Annotated in this window: 23 protein-coding genes and 1 tRNA gene; 8 read left to right on the top strand and 16 right to left on the bottom strand. The window is 69.7% G+C overall.

The window, feature by feature from the left end; translation table 11 throughout:
* The 3 genes from G4G93_RS32240 to G4G93_RS32230 all read left to right on the top strand — a co-directional run.
* Positions 1-287 (top strand): integrase core domain-containing protein (locus tag G4G93_RS32240; protein ID WP_165091309.1); only part of this gene is annotated, 287 nt, incomplete at its 5' end.
* 25 nt (positions 288-312) lie between these two features.
* Positions 313-1,446, top strand: coding sequence for a patatin-like phospholipase family protein (locus tag G4G93_RS32235; RefSeq protein WP_165091308.1), 1,134 nt, complete (start codon positions 313-315; stop codon positions 1,444-1,446).
* A 111-nt stretch (positions 1,447-1,557) separates the two neighbouring features.
* The gene (locus tag G4G93_RS32230; RefSeq protein WP_165091307.1) at positions 1,558-1,770 is read left to right on the top strand and encodes a hypothetical protein; all 213 of its coding nucleotides are present in this window, start codon (positions 1,558-1,560) and stop codon (positions 1,768-1,770) included.
* Between the two features lie 128 nt (positions 1,771-1,898).
* On the opposite strand, the gene G4G93_RS32225 is transcribed toward G4G93_RS32230, so the two are convergent.
* From G4G93_RS32225 to G4G93_RS32200, 6 genes are all read right to left on the bottom strand, one after another.
* The gene (locus G4G93_RS32225; RefSeq protein WP_165091306.1) at positions 1,899-2,828 is read right to left on the bottom strand and encodes an HNH endonuclease; all 930 of its coding nucleotides are present in this window, start codon (positions 2,826-2,828) and stop codon (positions 1,899-1,901) included.
* A gap of 96 nt (positions 2,829-2,924) precedes the next feature.
* The gene (locus G4G93_RS32220) at positions 2,925-3,281 is read right to left on the bottom strand and encodes a hypothetical protein (RefSeq protein ID WP_246737158.1); all 357 of its coding nucleotides are present in this window, start codon (positions 3,279-3,281) and stop codon (positions 2,925-2,927) included.
* Between the two features lie 26 nt (positions 3,282-3,307).
* The gene (locus G4G93_RS32215) at positions 3,308-3,838 is read right to left on the bottom strand and encodes a DUF2059 domain-containing protein (RefSeq protein WP_165091305.1); all 531 of its coding nucleotides are present in this window, start codon (positions 3,836-3,838) and stop codon (positions 3,308-3,310) included.
* Positions 3,839-4,611: 773 nt separating this feature from the next.
* Positions 4,612-4,701: transfer RNA gene (locus G4G93_RS32210), tRNA-Ser, on the bottom strand.
* Positions 4,702-4,794: 93 nt separating this feature from the next.
* Entirely contained in the window at positions 4,795-5,139 is a 345-nt protein-coding gene (locus G4G93_RS32205) for a hypothetical protein (protein ID WP_165091304.1), read from the bottom strand.
* Between the two features lie 318 nt (positions 5,140-5,457).
* Positions 5,458-5,997 (bottom strand): cupin domain-containing protein, encoded by a 540-nt coding sequence (locus G4G93_RS32200; protein ID WP_165091302.1) that lies wholly within the window; start codon positions 5,995-5,997, stop codon positions 5,458-5,460.
* Between the two features lie 584 nt (positions 5,998-6,581).
* Here G4G93_RS32200 and G4G93_RS32195 point away from each other — a divergent pair.
* A complete protein-coding gene (locus G4G93_RS32195; RefSeq protein ID WP_165091300.1) occupies positions 6,582-6,779 on the top strand; it encodes a hypothetical protein in 198 nt (65 codons plus the stop codon).
* 107 nt (positions 6,780-6,886) lie between these two features.
* On the opposite strand, the gene G4G93_RS32190 is transcribed toward G4G93_RS32195, so the two are convergent.
* The gene (locus G4G93_RS32190) at positions 6,887-8,521 is read right to left on the bottom strand and encodes an ABC1 kinase family protein (RefSeq protein WP_165091298.1); all 1,635 of its coding nucleotides are present in this window, start codon (positions 8,519-8,521) and stop codon (positions 6,887-6,889) included.
* Between the two features lie 370 nt (positions 8,522-8,891).
* Positions 8,892-10,181, bottom strand: a complete 1,290-nt coding sequence (locus tag G4G93_RS32185; protein ID WP_206290148.1) for a hypothetical protein — start codon at positions 10,179-10,181, stop codon at positions 8,892-8,894.
* 351 nt (positions 10,182-10,532) lie between these two features.
* Here G4G93_RS32185 and G4G93_RS32180 point away from each other — a divergent pair, with 351 nt between their 5' ends.
* On the top strand, positions 10,533-12,611 hold the full coding sequence (locus G4G93_RS32180) for a transglycosylase domain-containing protein (RefSeq protein ID WP_246737157.1): 2,079 nt from the start codon (positions 10,533-10,535) through the stop codon (positions 12,609-12,611).
* Between the two features lie 174 nt (positions 12,612-12,785).
* Here the strand turns inward: G4G93_RS32180 and G4G93_RS32175 are convergent, their stop codons facing one another.
* The 6 genes from G4G93_RS32175 to G4G93_RS32150 form a co-directional block, all read right to left on the bottom strand.
* Positions 12,786-13,520 (bottom strand): ABC transporter ATP-binding protein, encoded by a 735-nt coding sequence (locus tag G4G93_RS32175; protein ID WP_165091296.1) that lies wholly within the window; start codon positions 13,518-13,520, stop codon positions 12,786-12,788.
* A complete protein-coding gene (locus tag G4G93_RS32170) occupies positions 13,517-14,326 on the bottom strand; it encodes an ABC transporter ATP-binding protein (protein ID WP_165091295.1) in 810 nt (269 codons plus the stop codon). The genes G4G93_RS32175 and G4G93_RS32170 overlap by 4 nt, the downstream gene beginning before the upstream one ends.
* Positions 14,327-14,331: 5 nt before the next feature.
* Positions 14,332-15,171 (bottom strand): branched-chain amino acid ABC transporter permease, encoded by an 840-nt coding sequence (locus G4G93_RS32165; RefSeq protein WP_165091293.1) that lies wholly within the window; start codon positions 15,169-15,171, stop codon positions 14,332-14,334.
* Positions 15,172-15,176: 5 nt separating this feature from the next.
* Positions 15,177-16,058, bottom strand: a complete 882-nt coding sequence (locus tag G4G93_RS32160) for a branched-chain amino acid ABC transporter permease (protein ID WP_165091292.1) — start codon at positions 16,056-16,058, stop codon at positions 15,177-15,179.
* 247 nt (positions 16,059-16,305) lie between these two features.
* Complete coding sequence (locus G4G93_RS32155) at positions 16,306-17,436, bottom strand: ABC transporter substrate-binding protein (RefSeq protein ID WP_246737156.1); 1,131 nt, start codon at positions 17,434-17,436, stop codon at positions 16,306-16,308.
* Between the two features lie 209 nt (positions 17,437-17,645).
* Positions 17,646-18,146 (bottom strand): META domain-containing protein, encoded by a 501-nt coding sequence (locus G4G93_RS32150; RefSeq protein WP_395409625.1) that lies wholly within the window; start codon positions 18,144-18,146, stop codon positions 17,646-17,648.
* 244 nt (positions 18,147-18,390) lie between these two features.
* Here G4G93_RS32150 and G4G93_RS32145 point away from each other — a divergent pair, with 244 nt between their 5' ends.
* Entirely contained in the window at positions 18,391-18,684 is a 294-nt protein-coding gene (locus G4G93_RS32145; protein WP_165091289.1) for a multiprotein-bridging factor 1 family protein, read from the top strand.
* Between the two features lie 411 nt (positions 18,685-19,095).
* Here G4G93_RS32145 and G4G93_RS32140 read toward each other — a convergent pair whose 3' ends face one another.
* Positions 19,096-20,316 (bottom strand): NAD(P)/FAD-dependent oxidoreductase, encoded by a 1,221-nt coding sequence (locus G4G93_RS32140; protein WP_165091287.1) that lies wholly within the window; start codon positions 20,314-20,316, stop codon positions 19,096-19,098.
* A 99-nt stretch (positions 20,317-20,415) separates the two neighbouring features.
* On the bottom strand, positions 20,416-21,429 hold the full coding sequence (locus tag G4G93_RS32135) for a zinc-dependent alcohol dehydrogenase family protein (RefSeq protein ID WP_165091286.1): 1,014 nt from the start codon (positions 21,427-21,429) through the stop codon (positions 20,416-20,418).
* 268 nt (positions 21,430-21,697) lie between these two features.
* Between G4G93_RS32135 and G4G93_RS32130 the strand changes: the two genes are divergently transcribed.
* Entirely contained in the window at positions 21,698-22,708 is a 1,011-nt protein-coding gene (locus G4G93_RS32130) for an SDR family oxidoreductase (RefSeq protein ID WP_165091285.1), read from the top strand.
* Between the two features lie 77 nt (positions 22,709-22,785).
* On the top strand, positions 22,786-23,100 hold the full coding sequence (locus G4G93_RS32125; protein WP_165091284.1) for a cupin domain-containing protein: 315 nt from the start codon (positions 22,786-22,788) through the stop codon (positions 23,098-23,100).
* Positions 23,101-23,136 lie beyond the last annotated feature (36 nt).

Here is a 23,136-nt window from a genome sequence, read left to right as displayed (position 1 = left end):
GCTACGTGGCCCGCGATACCCGCCGCTTCGCCCGCGAACTCGGCTTGATACCGAAGACGACGCCGCTGGAGAGCCCGCAGAGCAACGGCATGGCCGAAGCGTTCGTGCGAACCTTGAAACGCGACTACGTGCGTGTCTCGGTGCTACCGGATGCCGCGAGCGTGCTGCGCCAGCTCCCCGTTTGGCTGGCGCACTATAACGACTTTCATCCTCATCGCGCGCTCGGCTACCGCTCGCCGCGCGAGTTCATCACCCGATCAACCCAGGAGACCCCGTCCGGTCTTTAGGGGGCAACAACAATCGACCGGAAAGATGACCGTTTTCGACACTGCATCGCATCCTACGATGGGAGTAGCGGAAGCGGCGATGGCATCAGCTTGCTACCCTCTTGTGTTTAAGCCAAGGCGCATCAAAGGAGAGGCCTTCGTCGATGGTGGTCTCCTCTCAAACTTTCCAGCTTGGACCCTGGATAAGGAAAGAGCTAAACTACCAACAGTTATTCCGACGTTCGGATTCCGAGTTGTTGATGAGTTTGTTGACGAAGCAACGCTGTGGCCGGGCGACGGAGAGCCCGGACTAATCCAGGTAGTCAGACGTATTGTTTCTGCGGCAATGTGGGGGCGCGGCGACCTGGAAAGTAGACGCATCGACGATCTTCACCCGATGCAAGTGAAGACGCCTATAAAATCCACCGACTTCCACGAGATTATGGATAAGCGTGCTCAACTTTATAGGGCCGGCCGAACACGGGTAGCTGACTATTTCTCAAGCCAGCTAGGACCAAGTGACCCTGTTAAAATGGAAAAAAGATTGCGCAAGATCTGCGATGTAGTGCGTAATATCACTAATTCAGCTGGTATCGTCCGGGCTTATATTATACAGCCAACAGACGACCAATTTGCTCGTGTGGTTTACAGTGCATTTTATGAAGATGATGCAGACGATGTCTTGATATTTCGTCGAGGCAGTGCAAGCCAAACCCTTTGTCTTGATTATCGCGAACCCGTGCTAATGCGCGTCACTGACCTTGACGATTCTGCCAGACGAGCGTCTGCGACGAAGATCATTCACGCGGTTCGTCCGACGCGCGTGACGCATGTATACTGTATTCCAATGTTTGCAAAATCTTTAGAGTGGTCGGATTCTATCCCTCTAAACCGCTCCGACCCTGTAGCATCACTCTGTCTGGATTTTGATCAACAGAACGATGCGCTCCTTCTTGATGCAGATGTAGAAGATGTTCTCGCTGCAATAGGAGACGCGCTAGTTGATCTTTGGATGGAGCGCGATAATAGCGGCCTGGAGCGACTTGCTTTGCAAGAAGATCAGCCACCGTCTGGCGACTGGGTCGCGCTACCTCAATTAGGTTATTATGTTTCCGCTCGCAAAACCCGAAAAGCGGTTGCTGAAGATATCAAATCGCTCATTGATTCGGCCACCAAATAAAAGAATGGATTTTGGCTCGTAAGCCACTTTTTCGGACTATTAATTTATAATAAAAAAATTAATGATCGAGCCTCGCTCTCCCCTGATGACCTGAGGACGTGGAGCGCGTCGGTGGTGAAGCGATCGGGATTTGGGGTCGTGATTACGATCCGGCAGCATGCGGCGGCCGCACGGGCGATGCAGTCGGTCGCGAGGCCGTTGCTGAGCGGGGTGCGGCCGCTCTCGCAGAAGGCGATGAACATCCCAGCCATCCACCGGATCGAGATCGTGGCGGCTTCATCGGTGATCTGGAACTTGGAACTGCGTCGCTTGCTGGATGGGTAGCAGGGGCGAGGCCGCCTCCGGGTATGACGGCCCGGTAAATCGGGTAGGTGTGAGTGATGGCGGCTGAGCAGGGGAAGCAGATCCAGGCCGTGGCATCACAGCGCGATGGGAGCGACAGGGCTGGTAATTCAACCGCGATAGCGATGCTCGCGATGCCACAGCAGAACCTCGTCTGAGGGCTTGGTTGCACCGCGCCGCGGTGACCTCAACGGCTGCCCGTGCAGGGCGTAGTAGTGCCGCCCGTTGTCAAAGTCAGCTTTGAGCCGTCTGCTCACCTCGAAATGGTAATCCTCTGATACGGTGACGTAGCCAAGATCGAACAGCCGGTGAATGTCCGTGCGCAGCAGTAGGCCGTTGGCCACCTCATGCGTGCCGCCATCAGCGAAGGGGTGGATGTGTGCGGCGTCTAGGATTGGCAGCGTACGCTCACCCGACACCGCACAACGTCGCTCGTAGCTGTCCGTCACAGCCAGGCGGAACGCCCCTTGGCCAAGCCGCGGTTGTACCAGGGCCGGCGCGCCGTATCGTGGTAGCGTGGTGGCCTCTGGCGCTGACGTTCGCGCGGCCATTGAGATCCGCTCCACGACGGCCTCCCAGAGCGCACGCCCATCAGCATCCTCTGTGTTGTACCCGCGCCCTTGCTGGGTCTGCAGCGAGAATGTCGTGGGGATCGGCAGCCAGAGTTCCTCAGGCCAGAAGAACGGTTGGGTGAGCACGCGACAACCGATCACCGGGTCCTGCCGTGGGTCGAGCAGGGAGACATCCCGGCGATAGCGCGCGATCCGTCGGCGCATGTCATCGAGGCTCGCAACGCCGTTCTTGGACCCGAAGGCTGACCAGGCCATCGACAGGGGGGCGAGCGATGCATGAGAGAACACGCCACCACCGGCGATCACATTGCGGGGTGCGTGCAGTTTGAACAGGAACAGCTCGCCTGGACGTAGCGCACGGAACATCCGATTGCCACTTGGTTGCCAGAAATTGACCTCATCCGGCGGCGCGGCTGAGAGTGCGTCGAACCAATCCTGATCGGTGATGCCGATATAGAGGCGAACCATGGGCGTAGAGTTGCCCGAGCGCCTCGATCTGACAAGGCATCCCCGACACCCGTCCAATCAAAGATTGTCTGCGACCTCTTCGATGGCGGGTGACGGTCATCGCTGGCCGGCGAGGCCGAAGCGGGTCAGGCACACGTGCTTGACCAGGGACGTCGACGGAATGGCGACGGCCGGACTCGTGGAGGCGGACTCGCTCCCGTCGGCGTCCTCTCCATCCCGGAAAACCCCTGGTACGTTCCGCGTGGTGCACTGATCGTACTTGTTGCAGACAGCGAGCTTGGTGCAGATCGTGCGCCCGTCGCGCTCGTAGATGTAGTACGTCGCCCCCGAATAGGGTGGGCGTGCGAAGCTCTCGGTGCGTACGGTCGTCGTGCCGGCCTCGATGGGCCCGCCGGCCATGGCTGGAACGGGTACGACGACCCCGAGGGTCAGGATGACGGCGGCAAATCGCATGCTGCAGGTCTCCGGGCCGGTAGCGATCAGCGGGCGGTCGGCGCAGCCTTGTCCCAGCCGTGCGCCTTGATCGCCTGGACGAGCTTGCTCTGGATCTCCGGGGCAAGGGCACCCATCCATTGCGTCATGCCTGTGAGCTGCGCCTGCGCGAGCTGCGGCTGGGCCTTCGCCAACGCCTTGCCGGCGGGGGTGTCATAGAACGCCGACACGGCCTTGAGGTCGTTCGCGCCGAGCACCCCGGCGAAGCTGCGGGCCTGGATGTCGAGGAGTTCGTCGTAGTGGGCGGTCATCACCGGCAAGATGACCTCGCGCACCATGACCTGCGCCCGCTCGGGATCCTTGACGCCCATCTGCTGGATGAGCCCCACCATCGGGCCACCCATCGAGGCGAGCGCAGCGTCGCGGTCGCCCTGCATTTTCGCGACGACCTCGCGCGCCGCTGCGACCGTCGCCGCGTCGGGAGCAGTCGTCGCCGGGAGCGGACGGGCGGGGGCCTGTGCAGCAGCGGGGCCGGCGAGGGAGAGGCCGAGGGCGAGGGCGGAAACGAGAATGCGCATCGCGGAACCTCGCGTCAGAGGAGGAGAGGGCGTTTTGCGCATCTCCGGCAGTCAGGTCGAGACATTAGCCCCTCCGGTCGTGATCCAACCTCGGGACGCGCCGTCATACCGCCGCTGTCGGCGATCGTCGATCTCCATGGACGGCAGGCCGAGATAGTGACCTCCGCAGCCTTGTAGCGGGTTCGCCAACGTCGGCGTCTTCTCGTCTCAGAGGATCCTGGTAGGCTTGCTGCGCAGCGATGAGGAGGCCGGGTTGGCCTCCTTACGAGTCGCGAGAACGAGAGACGTGGTCGTCACTGTCATGAGGTTCAGCCTGAAGCCGGCGCTTTGCCTGGTCATAGGCTCGGATATCGCCTGGGGCACGCTCCACCGTCGGCGGACAGAAGCCTTCTTGGACGCGCACAATGCAGGGCCTTCCGACATCGAAAGTTCGCCGTAGCCGAACGAGCGTGGCTGCAATGCAAGTGCGACTCTTCTGCAACATGCGCCAGCGCCGGCCAATCGTTCAGGACAGCAAGTGCATCGCTCGGCCGTGTCGCACCCCAGCGGTAAGGGCGCGTCGATTGCGTCGCAGCTTGAGATGTCAGAACAAGTGCGGCCAGTTCAGGGATTGTGTGAATTCGCTGTCAGCGGCCTCGAAGCGAGGCGCGATACCCTGTCGGAAAAAGCCCTTATATTTCAAGAGGGCTTGTGCGCAGTGGCCAAACTATGCTGAGATCGTGGACTAAAACGCACCCAAAAAGGACAAACTATGGTGTGCGTTACACAGGGGCTGGCGGAGAGGGAGGGATTCGAACCCCCGATGGACTTGCGCCCATGCCGCATTTCGAGTGCGGTGCATTCAACCGCTCTGCCACCTCTCCGCGGGCGCCGTCGCCAGCGCAGGCGGGGCATTAGCATGGGTTCTCGCCGAACCACAAGCGGGATCGGCGAGAAATCGTATCGCCGGGTGCGCGTCAGGCGACGGAGCGGCTGCCTGCCAGGCTGATGCGGCGCTGACCGGGGTGACGGACCTCGGCGGCGCGGGGCGCGGTGCGGGACTGGGCGAACAGGACCGCCCCGGCCGTTCCGGCCACCCGCACCAGATCGGTCTCGCTGCAGGCCGAGGCGACGCGCAGGCCCAGGGCGTGGAGGTGGCTCTTGCCATAGAGATACGCCGCCAGGCGGGCGCGGGTGCGCGACGGGATGTCGGCGAGGACGGTCTCCACCACCTCGGCGTCGCCGCGATAGAGCGTGCCGAGCACGTCGAGGGAAACCGGGCAATCGTCAGGGGAAGGCGGGCGGGCCTGCTGCGCGGGCATGAGGGTCCTCGAGAGTTCTGGATTGCCCTCAGAGTCGCCCGGCGTGATTAACAACGGATTAACCGCAGGCGCGAAATCGTCGGCATCAAAGTCGTCCCGAGACCTGATGCGCCGGGGCCACCGTCGTTGCGGGGACCGGTTCCGACCCCGGTTTCGCCGGGTCGTCCCGGACGCAATGCAGAAGGCGCGAGATCGGAGCGAAACCTGCGACACCCGCCTGCGGGAGACTGCGGGCTGTTTCAAACCGCACACATGGAACCGAAACTAGACTCCGGCGTTGTCCTGCCCCTCCGGCCTCCGCGTGGGGGTAGGGCGGCGTCACGGATGCCTGTGGATCGGATCGACCCAGTACACCGCCTCCGGTCGCTCGACGGGCTCGATATCGGTGATGTTGACCACCACCGCCTCGTTGTCGGACCGCACCAGCACGCATTCCAGCGCTTCGTCCGGGGAGGCGTTGATCTCCTGGTGCGGAACGAAAGGAGGCACGTAGATGAAGTCGCCGGGCCCCGCCTCGGCGACGAATTCGAGGCGCTCGCCCCAGCGCATCCGGGCGCGGCCGCGCACCACGTAGATCACGCTCTCGAGGGCACCGTGGTGGTGCACGCCGGTCTTGGCGTCGGGCTCGATCGCCACGGTGCCGGCCCAGATCTTCTGTGCCCCGACGCGGGCGTGGTTGATCGCCGCCTGGCGGAACATGCCCGGCGTCTGGGCGGTGTTCGGGTCGAGCTTGTCGCCGGTGATCACCCGGACGCCGTCATGCTTCCAGCGCGTCGCCTCGTCCCCGTGATGATCTCGCGCGGGGTGATCGTGAGAATGGTCCTGGGGATGAGAATGGTCGTGCGGCTCGTCCGTCATCACGGCTCTCCGGAAAGGGCAGGCCCGCATCCTGCGCCACGGCGCGGCGACGCGCCAGTGCGGCGGCATCGCGTGTCGTTTGTTTTATAGAACGATACTTGATCGCACACGAGCCTCTGACGTTGAAATAAGCCGGGGCGCAACGTTCATGCTCCGTCTTTGCGCGCTGCTGGAAGCTTCTTGTCTTTCAAACTGTTCCATAAAAAGAACATTCCCGTTGACAGCCGGCCCCGATCGGCCGATGGTGTCCTGGCGATCGGGGCCGGCCATCGGCCCCGCCGCCGCGGTGATTTGAGGCTGATTGCGCCGCGAGACCAAACGCTAAAGCACCCCGGCGCCTGCGCGGCGCCGACGGGCCAACCCGGAGAACCGGAGACACACAGCGATGCTGCGTTGCCGCATGCCCTTCCCCGGCCGCCCCGTTCCGGCCTTCCTCCGTCGCGCGTCCTGTCGCCGCGGCGGCCGCCGCGCCTGACGCGCGCCGTCCGCCCGGGCCGCCGAAGACCGGCCCAACTCTTGCTTGACAATCCCGTGACGTGATTTCCGCGGCGCCCCCGTGCGACCGCGACCGGAGATATTCGCCCATGCAGCCCGCCCGCATCGTCGAGGTCGGCGAGACCTCCGCCGGCATCGTCGTTCCCGAGACCGACGGCTTCCGCTTCTTCTCCGCCCACCCGGACTTCCACACCCTGGAGGGCCAAGTGTTCCGCAGCCCGCGCCACGCCACGAGGGCGGCGCAGGACCTGCACGCGCGCCGGCGCGGCCGCCGCCTCGCCGCCTGAGCGGAACGACAGACGCGACGCAAGGCCAGGGGCCGTCCTTCCGGGCGGCCCCTGGCCGCGTCAGTGGTTGCCGGATCGCTGATACACCGGATCAGCGATCCGCCGGATCAGCGATTCCTGGCGAGCAGCAGGATCCAGCCGATCCCGATCGTCAGCACCAGGATGCCGATGGTGGCGAAGGCCGGGGTGCCGTGCTCCATCAGCCGCGGCGCGAGCTGGGTGGCGAAGGCCGCGACCACGAGGCCGACCGCGACCCGGGCGGCGGCGCGCTCGATGCCGCGGGTCAGCTTGTCCATGCCCTTGAGTTCGATCTCCACCGTGACCCGCCCCTGCTTGAGGCGCACCAGCATCAGGTGGATCAGCGTGGGCAGCTCGGAAGCCGCGCCGTAGAGGCCGGTCGCCAGGCCCTGGAACCGGCCCTTCAGGTCCTTGACCGAGAATTGCGACCGCATGTGGCGGCTGACGGTCGGGCCGGCCGCCGCGAACAGGTCGAAGGCGGGATCGAGCTGGCGCATCACGCCGTCCGCCGTGACCAGCCCCTTGAACAGGATGGCGAGGTCGGTCGGCATCGCCAGATCGTTCTCGCGCGCCATGGTCATGAAGTCGGTGAGCACGAGGCCGAGATTGAGCGTCGCGCCGTTGTGGCGGGTGACGAAGGCCTGCGAGGCGGCCTCGAGTTTGGTCAGGTCCGGGTTGCTGGCGCCGGTCCAGTCGAGCAGCACCGCCATCAGCCCGTCGGCATCCTCCTGAAGCATCGCGCCGATCAGCATCAGGAGCTGCGAGCGGCGGCGCTGCGACAGCCGGCCGACGATGCCGAAATCGATGAAGGCGATGCGGTTGCCCGGCATCGCCAGCAGATTGCCCGGATGCGGGTCGGCGTGGAACAGGCCCTCGATCATCGCCATCTGCAGGAAGGCGTCGACCCCGCGCTGGGCCAGCACCTTGCGGTCGAGCCCGGCCTCCTCCAGGCGCTTGGTGTCCGTCGGCGGGATGCCGTGGATGAATTCCTGCACCAGCACCCGCTCGGAGGTGTATTCCCAGTAGACCTTCGGGAACACGACGTCGTCGCGGTCGGGAAAGAGCGCCGCCAGCAGCTCGCAGTTGCGGCCCTCGTTGGCGAGGTCCAGTTCCTCGCGCAGGCCGTTGGCGATGTGGCGCATCTGCTCGGTCGGCCGGTAGCGGGCCATCTCGGGCCACTCGGTCTCGACGATGCGCGAGGCGTGCGACAGGAGCCGCAGGTCCGCCTCGATGATCTTCTGGAGCCCCGGCCGCCGGACCTTGACGATCACCTCCTCGCCGGTCTCGAGCTTGGCGCGGTAGACCTGGGCGATCGACGCCGAGGCGATCGGGTTGGTGTCGAACTCCGAGAAGATCTCGGCGGGCGGGGCGCCGAGATCGGCTTCGAGCTGCGGCCGGATCACCTCCCAGGGCAGGGGCGCGACCTTGTCGTGCAGCTTGCCGAGCTCTTCGGTCCATTGCGGCGCCAAGAGGTCGGCGCGGCTCGCCAGCACTTGGCCGAGCTTGATGAAGGTGGGGCCGAGGGCCTCGATCGCCCGGCGCAGGCGCTCGGGCTGCGACAGGCGCGTGAGGTCGACGGCCGGGGCGCTGCGCCAGGCGAGCCGCGGGATCGCCCGCAGGCCGAGGCGGTCGACGACCTTGTTGACCCCGAAGCCGATCAGGATGCCGGCGATTTCCTGGAGGCGCTGGCGGTCGCGCGCCGCGACGATGGCGGTTTTCAGCATCTGCGCGTCGACTCTGCTCGGCTGGAATGGGTGAAGCCGGCCGGAGCGGGCCGGGCGCGGGAAACGCCCGGGCCGACGATGGGGATGGGCGCACGCATCGGCATCCTGGTCCTCTCGACCCCGGTCCGTCCGGGCCATCCTATTCCCCGCGGCGCGGTCGGCGCCTCCCTACGGCGCCAACCGGGCGGGAAAGGGGCGGCCGGCGAGGGCTTACGGCGGTAGCGCAACACCCGGACCAGCACAATCGCATCCGGGGTCGCGGTCCGGACGCGGGCGCCGGGCGCAGGCGAGGTTGCATGCGAGAAGGCCGGCCCCGGGTTGCCCCGGGACCGGCCTCTCTCAGCGTTCGGTCAGGCGACGTGACGGCGGATTACATCCGGCCGCCGGCACCCGCGCCGGCCGGCTGGCCGGACGTCGACGGGCCGGCCTTGGGACCGCCCTCCGGCATCGCCTTGCTGGCGCCGCCCTCCTGGCCCGGACGCGCGCCGCGCTGGGTGCTGCCGGTGGTCTCGGGGCCGGTGCCACGGCCGCCCATCTGGCGGTCGTTGGCCTGACGCTCGTTCATGCCGCGCTCGCCGGCATTGCGGCCCGGCTGGTTGCCCGCCGCCTGCTCGGGCCGGGCGCCGTGACGCTCGCCCATCTCGCGACGGTCCTTGCCGTCCTTCATCTCGCCCCGCGACAGGTCGCGGTTGCGCTCGCGGTCAGTCATCCCGTCGCGGCGGGATTCGCCACGGGTCAGGCGGTCCTCGCGGCGTTCGCTGCTGCGCACGTCCTCACGGCTGCGGACGCTGCCGGTGACGCTGGAGCGCTCGCTGACCGACAGGCGGCGATACTCGGGCGAGCCGATGAGGACGCGCCGGCCCGAGATCGTCACGTAGCGGTCGGGGCCGGTGCGCTCCGACACGATCAGGCGACGGTATTCCGGCGAGCCGTAGATGACCCGCTGGCCGCGCACCACGACGTAGCGGCGGGGGCCGCTCTTCTCGCGGATCACAAGACGGCGATACTCGGGCGAGCCGACCCTCACCCGGCGCCCGGAGATCGTCACGTACTCGACCCGGCCGGGGCGGACGCGCTGCTCGCGCTGCTCGACCACGACGAGGCGGCGGTATTCGGGCGAGCCGTACAGCACCCGTCGACCGGAAATCGTGACGTAGCGGCGGCCGCCGACGGTCGTGAACCGGTCCTCGCGCGCCTCGCTGCGGAAGCCCGCCCGGCCCTCGCGACGCTCGAAGCGCTCGGCACGCTCGTCCCGGCGGTCCAGCCGACGGTCGCCGTCGCGGCGCTCGTCCATCGCCCGGCGGTTGTCGCGGTCGCCCCCGCGCATCCCGTCCCGGTCGCCCTTGCGGTCGGCCATGTCCTTGCGGTCGGACGGGTCGTTACGATCGGCCGTGTCCTTGCGGTCCATGCCGGCACCTTGGCCGGCCCCTTGGCGGCCTTGCTCGGCGCGCATCCCGACCTGGCCGTCGGCCTTGCCCATCTCGCCCTTGCCCATCTCGCCGCGGGCCTGCGTGCCCGCAGCGGGCCCCGCCTTCGGGCCGGACTGGCTCATCTCGCCGCCGCGGCCCTGGGCCCCGCCCGCGGCCGGGCTGCCGGCGGTCTGCGCGTAAGCCGAAGTGCTGAGGAGCAGCGCGGCCAGTCCAACTGTCAGTCTGTTCATGTTCGGTCGCCTCCCTCTGCGCCGGGATCTGAACCCGTTGCGCCTTGAAGATGCTTCAAAACGCCGACTTCAAATGATCGTTCCGAACTATTCGCGGATACTCCGACGCAGCAGGTTCGGATAAGGTCAAGCTTGCGAATGAAGACTTGCGGCATCACGACCGGCCGGGACGAGGGACCTGGTCCGCCGCCGGCAGAGGCGTCGCGACACCGGATTTCCCCGGAACTGTTTCCCTAGGGCCAACGTTGCTGGGGACCGTAGCCGTTGCGCGGCCCGGGCCGTCCGCGTGCCGGACGGTGGGCACGTCGGCACCGGAACCGGAGGTGATCGCGCAGGATGGTGGCGGAGCCGATGACGACGCAGCCTGGGCGGGACTGGCTCGACCTCGCCAGCCCGCCGCCGGGGTCCCGGGAGGCGCAGCCCGGGGAGACGCCGCCTCCGTCTCACCTCGCCGCGGGGCGGAAACCGTATTCCGAGAGCGTCCTGGAGAGCGTCTCGCAGTTGCGCGCCGGCGCGGCCCGGGCCGGCAGCACCGCCGCGGGCCACCTCGAGCCGGTCCTGTCGGCGGCCGCCGCGCCCTTGCGCCGGGTCGTGCCGGCCTGGCAGGAGGCGGCCGGACGCCTCGGCGCCCATCCGCTGGCGGCCCGCGTCGCCGGCACGGCGCGACGGGCGGGGGCGCTGCCCTGGGGGCGCGCCTTCCTGCTCACGACCGTGAGCGCGCTGGGCGCGGGCGCGCTCTTCCTGGCTTGGTGCGCCGCAACGCTGCCGCCGCTGACGGGTCCGCGCATCCCGGACGCCACCCTCACCGTGCAGGCGGAGGACGGCACGCCGATCGCCCGCCGCGGCGCCCGGCAGGGGCGGCCGCTCGCCCTCGACGCGGTGGCGCCGACGATGCGCCAGGCCTTCCTCGCCGCGCAGGATCCGTGGTTCGACGACACCTACCGCCTCGACGCCTCGGGCGTCGCCGCGGTGATCGGCCAGGCGTTTCGCGGCACGATCAGCGACGGCCCGCGGGCCGGCAGCCCGCGCCTGACCCAGCGGCTCGTCCGCCGCGACCTCATCGGGGCCGCGCCGGGCGAGGCGCGCAGCCTCGCCGACCGGGTGCGCGAGGCGATGCTAGTGCTGTGGCTCCAGGCCCGGGAGGACCGTCCGCGGATCCTCGCCCGGGCGCTCAATCTTGCTCGTTTCGGTCACGGCCTCACCGGCATCGATGCGGCGGCCAGGACCTTGTTCGGCAAGGAGGCCGCCGCCCTGACCACCGCCGAGGCGGCCTATCTCTCCGGGTTGTCGCTCGCGCCCGACCTGCAGCCCGACCGCGATGTGCTGGCCGTGCGGCGGCTCGGCCGCGACGTCCTCGACGGCATGGTGATGATGGGGACGCTCTCGGCCGCGCAGAGCGCGGAGGCCGGGCGGGCGCTCGACGCTCTCAGCCCGGTCGGCGCGACGCCGGCGACCCGCAGCGGCTTCCCCGACCTCGTCCTGACGGAGGCCGCCGGCCGCCTCGGCCGGGAGACGCCGCGCGAGGCCGTCATCCGCACCACCCTCGACCGCAGCTTGCAGGACGCGGCCGAGAAGGCCGTGGAGCGCCGCCTCGACGCCGCCGGGCGCGGCGGCACCCGGGCTGGCCTCCTGGTCCTCGGGCCGGATGGCGGGGTGCAGGCGGTGGTCGCCGGTGGCCTGCCCCTCGCCGACTCGCCGGAGGCCCGCCGCGCGGCGTCGGCCAGCCTGCGCCATCTCGGCCGTGACGGCCGCCCGGTCTATGACCGCCTCGTCGCCGGGCCGATGCCGGCGGCGGAGCGGCGGACGGCGCTCCTCACGCTGCTCACCGGCCTCGCCCGGCCGCCGGTGGGCGCCGATGAGGACGCGAACCGGGACGGGCTGTATGTCGGAACGGCCGGCGATCTTCTGGTCGGCACCTACCTCTCCGGCGGTGCGCCCGAGAACGGGGCCGGCGACGGGCCGGAGGCTCTGTTCCAGGACGTCGCGGCGCAGGTCGCCAAGGCCAGACCGGCGCCGCTGGCCGCAGAGCCGCGCGAGGCCGCCCGCGAGACGAGCGGCATCCCCCGGACGGCGTCCCGCCCGGCCTGGCAGAATCCGGGCGAGCGCCCCTCCGCATCCCCGGCGCTGCGCGGAATTCCGCGGGTGATCGATACCGGCCGCTTGCGCCTCGACGGGCAGGCGGTGCGTCTCGCCGGCGTCGAGGGGCAGGGCGGCGCGCTCGCCCGCGAATTCCGCCAGTACCTGCGCCGGCGCGAGGTGACCTGCCAGCCGGCGGGCGCCGCCGATCTCTACCGCTGCCGCGCCGGCGATCAGGACCTGTCCGAGGTCGTGCTGTTCAACGGCGCCGGCCGGGCGGCGCCGGGGGCTCCGCCGGAATTGCAGGCGGCGGAGGCGAGCGCGAAGGCGCGCAAGGCGGGTCTCTGGCAGTGATATCGGCGGTCGTCGGAAACGACCCTTGGTATCATACGACTGTCGATCGATGGCTCGGCGATTGCTGCGCGATCGCGTTCGCCATGCGAAAGTCGGCGTCGCTCAGGCGTGGGGAGCCTCCGGCTCCACCGCGCGGGCCGGTGAGACGACGTCCGAAGGGATCCGGACTTCGTCTCACACCCCCAGATACGCCGCCGTCACCTCCGGATTGCGGGCGATCTCCGCCGCCCGGCCCTGGAGGCGGATGCGGCCGGTCTCCAGCACGTAGGCGTAATCGGCGATGGCGAGCGCCGCGCTGGCATTCTGCTCGACGAGCAGGATGGTGCGTCCCTCCGCCCGCAAGGACGCGATGATGGAGAAGATCTCGTCGACGATGAGGGGAGCGAGGCCCATCGAGGGCTCGTCGAGGAGGAGCAGGACCGGCTCGGCCATGAGGGCGCGCCCCATCGCCAGCATCTGCTGCTCCCCGCCCGAGAGGTAGCCCGCCTGCTGGCGCAGCCGCTCGGCGAGCCGGGGAAAGCGCGCCTCGACCGCCGCTTGCCGGCGCGCGGCCTCCGGGCCCGGGACATGGTAGGCCCCGAGGCGCAGGTTCTCGGCCACCGTCATGTTGGCGAAGACCTGGCGGCCTTCCGGCACCTGCACGATGCCGCGCCGGGCGATGCGGTGCGCCGCCTCGCCGGCGATGTCGACCGGGGATTCGTCGCCGAACAGCACCCGCCCGGCCCGGGGCTTCATCAGGCCCGACAGGCTGCGCAGGATCGTGGTCTTGCCGGCGCCGTTCGAGCCGATCAGCGACACGATGCTGCCGCGCCGGACCGAGAGGCCGATGCCGTGGACCACGTCGGCCCGGCCGTAGCCGAGGCGCAGACCATCGACCGCGAGAAGTTCGGCTGAGGCACGCTCGCTCACGACAAAGCTCCCCGGCTCACGCTGACCTCGTGGCTGCCGGTGCCCAGATAGGCCTCGATCACCGCCGGGTGGGCGCGCACCTCGGCCGGCGTGCCGTCGGCGATCCGGCGGCCGAAATTCAGGACCGTCAGCCGGTCGCACAGGCTCATCACCAGGGGCATGTCGTGCTCGACGAGCAGCAGGGTCAGGCCGCGCTCGTCGCGCAGGCGGCGCAGGAGTCCGAGGAGGGCATGGGTCTCGGCCGGGTTCATGCCGGCGGCGGGCTCGTCGAGGAGCACGAGGCGCGGCTCGCAGGCGAGCGCCCGGGCGATCTCGAGCCGGCGCTGGTCGCCGTAGGGCAGGTCGCCGGCGCGGATGTCGGCCGCCTCGGACAGGCCGACGAAGGCCAGGAGGTCGCGCGCCTTGGCCTTGGCCTGGCGCTCCTCGGCCCGGAAGCCCGAGCCGCGCAGCAGGATGCCCCAGGTGGAGGACAGGCGCGTGTGCAGGCCCGTCATCACGTTCTCCAGCACCGTCATCTCGGAGAAGATGCGGATGTTCTGGAACGTGCGGGCAAGCCCCAGAGCCGTGCGCCGGTAGGGCGCCAGCCCGTCGAGGGGCTGGTCGCCGAGACGGACGCTGCCGGCGCTCGGCGCGAGCACCCCGGAGACGAGGTTGAACAGAGTGGTCTTGCCGGCGCCGTTCGGGCCGATCAGACCGTGGACGGTGCCGGGCCGGACCGCGAAGTCGACCGAATCGACCGCGACGAGGCCCTGGAAGCGGCGGGTCAGACCCTGGACGGTGAGGAGCGCCCGATCGTGCTGAGTCATGGTCGTCAGCCCGTCCGCGCGATGCGCCAGGGCAGGATGCCCCGCGGCATGAAGAGGACGGCGAGCACGATGATGAGGCCGTTCACCATCAGGCGGAAATCGGCGAGCGGGCGCAGCACCTCCGGCAGCAGGGTCAGGATGGTCGAGCCCAGAACCGGCGCGAGCGGCGAGCCGATGCCGCCGAGGAGCGCGTAGCTCAGGATCGTCACCGCGGCCTCGAAGCCGTACTCGTTGGGGCCGATGAATGAGGAGACGTGGGCCGAGAGGCACCCCGCCACCCCGGCCATCGCCGAGGAGACGACGAGCGCCACCAGCCGGTAGCGCGGCAGGTTCACCCCCATCACGCCGGCCGCCGCCTCGTCCTCGCGCATCGCCTCCATGGCGCGGCCGACGCGGGAGCGGGCCACCAGCGTCAGGCCGACGAGCAGCACCGCGAGCGTGCCGTAGATCGCCGCGACCCCGCCGCGCTCCGGGATGCTCGAGAGCCCGAGCGCTCCGCCGGCATAGTCCCAGTTGAGGAACACGATGCGGGTGATCTCGCCGAGGCCGATCGTCGCGATCGCGAGATAGACGCCGGTGAGCCGCAGCGTCGGCCCGCCGACGACCAGCGCCAGCAGGGCCGGCACCAGGGCGGCGCCGACCATCGCGACGCCGAACGGCACGCCGAACTTTACCGTGAGCAGGGCGCCCGTATAGGCGCCGACGCCCATGAAGGCGGCTTGTCCCAGCGAGAGCTGGCCTACCGCCAGCACCACGTAGACCGAGAGGGCCAGGATGCCGTTCACCCCGACCGCGTGGATCAGGCTCTGGTAGGTCCAGTAGAAATCGTCGAGGGTTTCCCACATGACGGTCAGGCCCGCTTGGCGGCGGCGCGGCCGAACAGGCCGAGCGGACGGAACCACAGGGTGGCGACGAGGAGCGCGAAGGCGATCATGTCCTTGAGGGTCGAAGAGAGGTAGGCGGCGGTGAGCACCTCGGCGAGGCCGAGGAGCAGGCCGGCGAGAAGGGCGCCGCGCAGGTCGCCGAGCCCGCCCACGATGATGACCGCGAAGCCGCGCAGCATCATGTGCTCGCCCATGAAGGGCTGGATGGCGTTGAAGTTGAGCCCGACGAGCACGCCCGCCGCGCCGCCGATGGCGCCGGACAGGAACGACACCACCCGCAGCATCAGGGCGCCGTTGATGCCCATCAGGGCGGCGGCGTCCGGGTTCTCGGCCACCGCCCGGATGGCAAGCCCGATCCGCGAGCCGCGCACGAGGGCGAGCAGGGCCAGCATCAGGACGATCGCCGCGACGAGGATCAGGATCTGGGTCGTGCCGACCCGCACGTCGCCGAGGCTGTAGGCGCCGCCGGAAAACACCTCCGCGGGGAAGCGCCGGATCTCGGTGCCGAGGGCCGCCGCCATGCCGGCATAGAGGAAGAGCGTGGCGCCGAGCGTCACCATCAGCGACGCGAGTTCCGGCGCCTTCGCCTTGCGCAGGCGGGTGAGGAGCAGCGTGTCGAGGACGACCGCGATCAGCCCGGCGATCAGCGCGCCGACGGGCAGCGCCGCCCAGATCGGCAGGCCGAGGCTTTGCGTGCTCCAGAGCGCCGCGAAGGCGCCGAGGGCGAAGTAGACCCCGTAGGTGAGGTTGATGACGCCCATCACCCCGAACATCAGCGTGAAGCCGATGGCGAAGAGGGCGTAGGTCGCGCCGAGCACGACGCCGTTGACGAGCTGCTGCTCAAGCATGGTGGGGGCTTGGAATCTATTGGCGCGCCCGGCGCCCACGGCTTTCGGCTGTCGGGCCGAACAGGATGACGAGGGTGCGACGTGGCCGCTATCGCGCGGCGGGTCAATCGGTGGGGGCGAGGGCGTCCGACCGCAAGCACGTGTCGTTGCGGGGGGTGTCGTCGCACGCTTCAAGCCGTGCGCATCGCCTCTCCCCGCGGGCGGGGAAAGGCGAGGACCGCGCCTCGGCTTGCAACGATCGGGATCGTTACTGCAGCAGCTGGAACTTGCCGCCCTTCATCACCAGCACCACCACGCCGGAGGTATCCGCCGGGTCGCGAGTCTCCGAGAAGGAGAACGGGCCCATGACGCCGGTGTACTTCACCTTGATCAGCGCATCCTTGATCTTCTCGGAGTCGGGCGCGCCGGCCGCGTCGATCGCCTTGGCGACGATGAACAGGGTGTCGTAGGCCTGGGCCGCGAACTGGTCGGGCAGATCGCCGCCGTACTTGTCCTTGAAGGCGTTGACGAAGGCCTGGTTGGCCGCGTCCGGCTTGCCGACGAACCACGGGCTGCCGACGAGGGTGCCGTCCGCCGCCTTGCCGGCGATGTCGCCGAGCTTGGGCGAGTTCAGGCCGTTGCCGCCGATGAAGAACACCTTCTCGGGAATGCCGAGCTGGCGCGCCTGGAGTTCGATGCCCGACGCCGCCTCGACCAGCGCCGACAGCACGATCGCGTCGGGGTTCAGCGCCTTGATCTTGGTGAGCTGAGCCGAGAAGTCGGAATCCTTGGAGCCGAACGTCTCGGTGGTCAGGGTCTCGATGCCGAGCTTCTCGAGCGAGGCCTTCATCACGTCGTAGGCCGACTTGGTGAAGGCGTCGTCGTTGCCGTACATCACGGCGACGCGCTTGATGCCGAACTTCGCCTGCGCGGTCTTGAGCGTGACCGGGATCACGTCGGCCTCGGGCAGCGAGGTGCGGAAGACGTAGGGGCCGATCGCCGTGATGCCGTTGGCCGTCGTCGAGGTGCCGACGATCGGTACCTTGCGCTCGTTGGCGACCGGGCCGGCCGCGAACATCTCGTTCGACAGGGTGGGGCCGAGGATCAGCGGAACCTTGTCGCGGCCGATCAGCTTGCGGGCGGCGTTGAGCGCCTGCTCCTTGGCCCCGGCCGAATCCTCGTAGGCGATGGCCAGCGGCCGGCCGCCGAGCACGCCGCCGGCCTTGTTGATGTCGGCGAGCGCGAGGTCGAAGCCGCGCTGGATGGCGATCCCGTAGCGGCTGTTCGGGCCGGTCAGGATCTCGATCGCGCCGAGCTTCACCGGCGACTTGTCCTGAGCCTGCGCCCCGACCAGGCTGCCGCCCAGCAACGCCGCCGCGAGCAGCACTCTCCTCGACATCGCCCGCATCCCGGTTCCTCCTCGCATCCGCTGTTCTGGTTGGTCCGCGCGGACGCCGGAGCCGCATCAAACGGCCAAGCCTCCGGCGTCGGATCGAAGAGGGCCTTAAAGCACTGGACGGCGGCGGTAAATCGATTCCGAGCCCCACGCACATGCGCGAACGGCCCCGCCCGGAGGCAGGGCCGTCCCGACATGCTGCGAAAGGATAATCAGAGCGCGCGGTCGAAGCGCAGCTCGCCGGCCTGGCTCTTGATCACCAGCTGGGAACCGACGAGGTCCCACTGGCCCGAGGTGCGCAACGCCGTCAGGAACTGCATCTCCGAGGCGCCGACCGCCTTGTCGCAGTTGCGCTTGGTCAGCGCGAGCGGGCCGACCGCCAGGTGCTGCTCCTTGAGCGGGAAGGCGGTCGCCGCGAAGGTGTTGCAGCCGCCGAAGCCGCGGGCGCGGTACTGCTTGTCGATGATGAAGCTCGGCCGCTCGCCGCCGGCGAACGGCTTGCCGTTGAGGCTCACCGCGGTCCAGGTCGAATCGAGCGGGAAGACCTTCTCCTGCGCCTTGGGCGGCGGGATGTATTGCGGCGCGTTGGCCTTGTCCCGGTTCTTCTGGCCGTAGCCGAGCATGTTCTGCGCCGAAGCCTGCGTCGCCGACGCCAACAGCGCGACGGCACCGGCGGCCAGCGCAACCTGCATCGCCTTCATCGCATTCCCCATCCGTATTGTCGTGTTGGTCGCAGACCCTAGAGAGGCCGTCCCGCGCCCGCAACCCTGGCCGCGGGAGCGGCCGCCTCGGTTCGGCATCTTGCCGACGACTGTTGCATTTATGCGGCAAGCTTGGCCGTAATGTGGCAGGACTCGCGAAAGCTTGCCGGTGTGGCAACGAAAGCGGGGCCTCGCCGTTAGCCAAGGCGTCGCGTGCGGCGCAGATGATCCACGAGGCAGCGGGGGACGGCTCTCAGTGAACGGTGGAGACGACATCACGGCGGCGCAGCTGCGCCGGGCACGGGACCTGCTCGGCTGGTCCGAGGACGAGCTGGCCCTGCGCGCCAACGTCGACGCGGCGAACATCCGCGCGTTCGAGGCGGGCCGCTACCCGGCCTCGCCCCAGCAGCGGACCGCGATCCGCGGCGCTCTCGTGGCCGCCGGCGTGGAACTGACGGACGGCGCCTATCCTGACGCGCGGCTGCGGCCGGAGGATGCGCCCGACAAGGGCATCCATCCGAGCGAGCTCACCACCGAGAACGATCGCTGAGCGGGCGCGGGGCTGCCGCCGCCTCTCGCAGACGGTCTCCTCTGCCTCCTTGCCGGCGGCGCCCTGTGGCACTCGACGTCGCAGACGACCGCGATCGGTGCGCGCTACGAGCGCGAGAGCCGCGCCGCTGCTGTTTCGCTGCGGGCGAACCCGGTTCGTGTTCGAAGCGGGTACGACCTCGAACGGGCCCTGGTCGCTCCGGACGCCGCGACGCGTTCAATCGTACGCCGCCGCCTTCGACAGGGTCCAGGCCGGGACCCCGGACGATCAGGACGACCGGCGCGCCGGGCGCCGCCGGCTGCCAAGTGCCTTCGAGCGTGCCTCCGGGCCCCCTGGCCTGGATACCGACGGCTGGAGCGGACGACATCGGGCACACCTCCGGTGAGATGGCACGCGGCGTAGCATGGGCGTTCAGCCGAGCGCGAGGGCCTTGAGGTCGAAGCCGGGATCGGCCGCCTGATCGGGGGTCGGGCTCCGGCCGGCCTGGAGCAGGCGGCGGGCGATCATGTGGTCGGCCGGGCGGTTGAGCGATTCGACGCCGACGAGGCGCCCGCCCCGGTAGCAGAACACCGAGACGCCCCCCCGCTCGGGATCGCCCCGGCGCACCGCGAGATCGTGCGGCTGGCACAGGCCGGCGATCTGGAGCTTGAGCGGGCCCTGGTCGCTCCAGAACCACGGCACCGCCGTGAAGGCGGCGGGCCGGCCGGTCAGGCGGGCGGCGACGCAGCGGGCGCCGTCGACGGCGTTCTGCACCGATTCGATGCGCACCCGCGCGCCCTCCGCGTGGGGCGAGGGGAAGCTGGCACCGTCGCCGATGGCCGAGATCGCCGGATCCTCGGTGGCCAGCATCGCGTCGACGGCGATTCCGTTCTCGACCCGCAGACCCGCCGAGGCCGCCAGATCGGCGTTCGGCACCACGCCGATGCCGACGAGCACGAGGTCGGCCGCGACCTCGCACCCGTCGGAGAGGACGACCGCCCGGGCGCGGTCGGGCCCGGCGATCCGCGCGACCGCGCTCCCGAACAGGAATGCGACGCCGGCTGCGCGGTGGGAGGCTTCGATCAGGGCCGCCATGCCGGCCGAGACCGACCGGGCGAGGGGGCGCTCCAGCCCCTCGATCACCGTGACGGAAACACCCTTCTGGGCGCAGACCGCCGCGAATTCGAGCCCGATGAAGCCGGCCCCGACCACCGCAACCGACGTAGCCTCGGCGAGCGCCGCCTTCAGGGCGTCGGCGTCGATGAGCGTCCGCAGCTGGTGGACGCCCGGGAGATCGGCGCCGGGCACCGGCAGCGGCCGGTTGCGCGATCCCGTCGCCAGGACGAGGTGATCGAAGGCGAGCGCCTCCCCGGAGGCGAGGTGGAGCCGGCGCTCCGCCCGGTCGATCGCAACTGCCCGCTCCCCCGCGCGCAGGGTCAGCCGATGCTCGGCGAAGAAGGCGTCCGGCCGTAGGCGGAGGCCCGCCGCGTCGGTCTTGGCCAGCATGTAGGCCTTCGACAGCGGCGGCCGGCCGTAGGGCAGGCCGGCCTCGTCGCCGACGAGGGTGACCGGCCCGGCATAGCCGTTCTCCCGCAGGGAGGCGCCGAGTTGAAAGCCGGCCTGGCCGGTGCCGACCACCACGATTCCGTTCATCGGATCGACATACCCCGGAAGCCGCGACGGCGTCGAGCTAAAGCCGCGCGGGCGAGCCGGACGAGCCTCGTGCCGCGGCGCGGGATCATCATGCCGGAATTACCAGGCGACGCAGAGCTTGCCGAAATGGCTCCCGCTCTCCTGATGGCGAAACGTCTCGGGCAGCTGCTCGAACGCATCGGTGCGGTCGATCACCGGACGGATCCCGGTGCGGTCGAGGGCCGCGACGTAATCCTGCTGCTGGCGCCGGCTGCCGACGATCAGGCCCTGGAGCCGGGCCTGCTTGGCCATCAGCGCCGAGGTCGGCACCTCGCCGCCCCGGCCGGTGAGCACGCCGATCAGCGCGATGTGGCCGCCGACCCGGACCGCCTCGATCGACTGCGCCAGGCTTCCGGGCCCGCCGACCTCCACCACGTGGTCGACGCCGCGCCCGCCGGTCCAGTCGCGCACCTGCCGGCCCCAGTCGGGGTGGGTGCGGTAGTTGAGGGTGTGGTCGGCGCCCAGGGTCCGCGCCCGCTCAAGCTTGGCGTCGGACGAGGAGGTGACGATCACCGCCGCGCCCATCGCCTTGGCGATCTGCAACGCCGCGATCGAGACGCCGCCGGTGCCGAGCACCAGCACGATGTCGCCGGCCTTGAGCCCGCCGTCGCCGACGAGGGCCCGCCACGCCGTGAGGCCGGCCGTGGTGATGGTGGCGGCCTCCGCATGGCTCCAGCCCCGCGGCGCGCGGGTGAAGGCGCCCGCCGGCCGTACCGCGTGGGTGAGGGCGAAGCCGTCGACCCCGTCGCCGGGTACCTGGGCGAAATTGCCGACCGGGCTCTGCGGCAGCCCGTCCGCCCAGTGCGGGAAGAAGCAGGAAACGACCGCATCGCCCGGCGCGAAATCGGTGACGCCCTCGCCCGTGGCCTCGACGAGTCCGGCCCCGTCCGACATCAGGATCCGGCCGTCGGCGGCGGGTGAGCGCCCGCTCGCCACCAGGAGATCGTGGAAGTTGAGCGAGGTCGCGTGGATCGCGACCCGGATCTCGCCGGGGCCGGGCTGCCCGGGATCGGGCCGCTCGGCGATCTCCAGACGGTCGAGGCCGCCGGGCTGTCGGACGACGAAGGCCTTCATCCACTCCTCCTGACCGGTCGCCGCGGCGGGCGACGGATGCGGAGACGGAGGTAGAACGGGAACGGGGGGATTCGAGGCGGGAGCGCGGATTTTCGGGCGCGCCGCCCCGCCGGAGCGGTCGGGCCGCTCCTCGATGCCTTGCCCCCCGATCTCTTGCCCCCGATCTCTTGCCCCACGGTGCCGGCATCGCCCGTCTCCGCGAGGCCCTGCACCCGAAGCGCCCCGGGCGCGTTGTCGGGGCTGACGCAATGTCATCGGGAGCAGTCGCATGAGCGGGAATTCGCGCCCCACCGTGGTGGTGACCGGCGGGAGCGCCGGGGTCGGGCGCGCGGTCGCGGTGGCCTTCGGGCGCCGGGGCTGGAACGTCGGCATCGTGGCGCGGGGCCGGGCGGGGATCGCCGCGGCGGTCGAGGAGGTCCAGGCGGTCGGCGGACGGGCGCTCGGCTACCGCGCCGACGTCGCCGACGCGAAGGCGGTCGACCGGGCGGCGGAGGCCTTCGTCGAGGAGTTCGGCGGCATCGACGTCTGGATCAACAACGCGATGGTGACGGTCTATGCCGAGGTCGAGCAGATGACCGCGGAGGAATTCCAGCGCGTCACCGACGTGACCTATCTCGGCCAGGTCCACGGCACCCTCGCGGCCCTGCGGCATATGAAGGCCTCCGATCGCGGCACCATCGTGCATGTCGGCTCGGCGCTCGCCTACCGGTCGATTCCGCTGCAATCGGCCTATTGCGCCGCCAAGGCGGCGGTCCGCGGCTTCGTCGACAGCCTGCGCACCGAGTTGCTGCACCACCGCAGCCACGTCCGCCTCACCATGGTGCAGCTGCCGGCGGTGAACACGCCGCAATTCGACTGGGCCCGCTCGCGCCTGCCGCGCCGCCTCGAACCGGTGCCGCCGATCTTCCAGCCCGAGGCGATCGCCGAGGAGATCGTCCGCGCCGCTCACGACGCGCCGCGGGAACTCTGGATCGGCACGCCGTCCTGGCTGGCGATCCTCGGCGCGCAGGCGGCACCCGCCCTCACCGACCACTACCTCGCCCGCCACGGCTACCGGGGCGAGATGACGTCGCAGGCCGCACGGACGGGACGACCCGACAACCTGTTCGACCCGGTCGACGCCAAGCGCGACCACGGCGCCCACGGCCGGTTCGACGCGCGGGCCAAGAGCAGCGTCGTCGCCGCCGATCCGATGTGGCTGCATATCGGGATGATCGCGGCGGCGGGCCTGATCGGCGGCGCGGCGCTCGCGGCGGCGCGGCGCAGCGGGCGCGGGTGAGACGGGAGGGCCCGCCGGCGGCCCGCTCGACAGCCGGCGGGCCTTCGGGCAGCCTTTCGGACCTCAGGGAGGACGGCATGAGTCACGGCGGCCTGGATTTCGCCGAAGGGTTCCGCCGCCTGGCCGAGCGGGGCGAGCGCGAGAGCACGACCTTGCTCGGCGGGGTCGCGGTGCGGCTGGTGCGGGTCGCCGGCGGCGGTGAGGGCCGCTGGGATAGCCACGACCGGACGACCGAGACCGCCATCGTGTGGAGCGGCGACTTCAGCGTCGAGTTCCGCGACCACACGCTCCATCTCGGCCCCGGCCAGTGCTGCGTGGTGCCGGTCGGCGCCGAGCACCGGGGCCGGTCGCGGGAGGGGGCGGAGGTGATCCTGTTCACCGCGGCGGACTGAGCGCCGGGGACGGCCGCGTCGTCGATCGTCGCCCGC

This window comes from Methylobacterium sp. DB0501, from assembly GCF_011043735.1.
Lineage (GTDB): Bacteria > Pseudomonadota > Alphaproteobacteria > Rhizobiales > Beijerinckiaceae > Methylobacterium > Methylobacterium alsaeris.
Note: the sequence above shows the minus strand (reverse complement) of the source record. Positions and strands in the feature narration are given on the sequence as shown.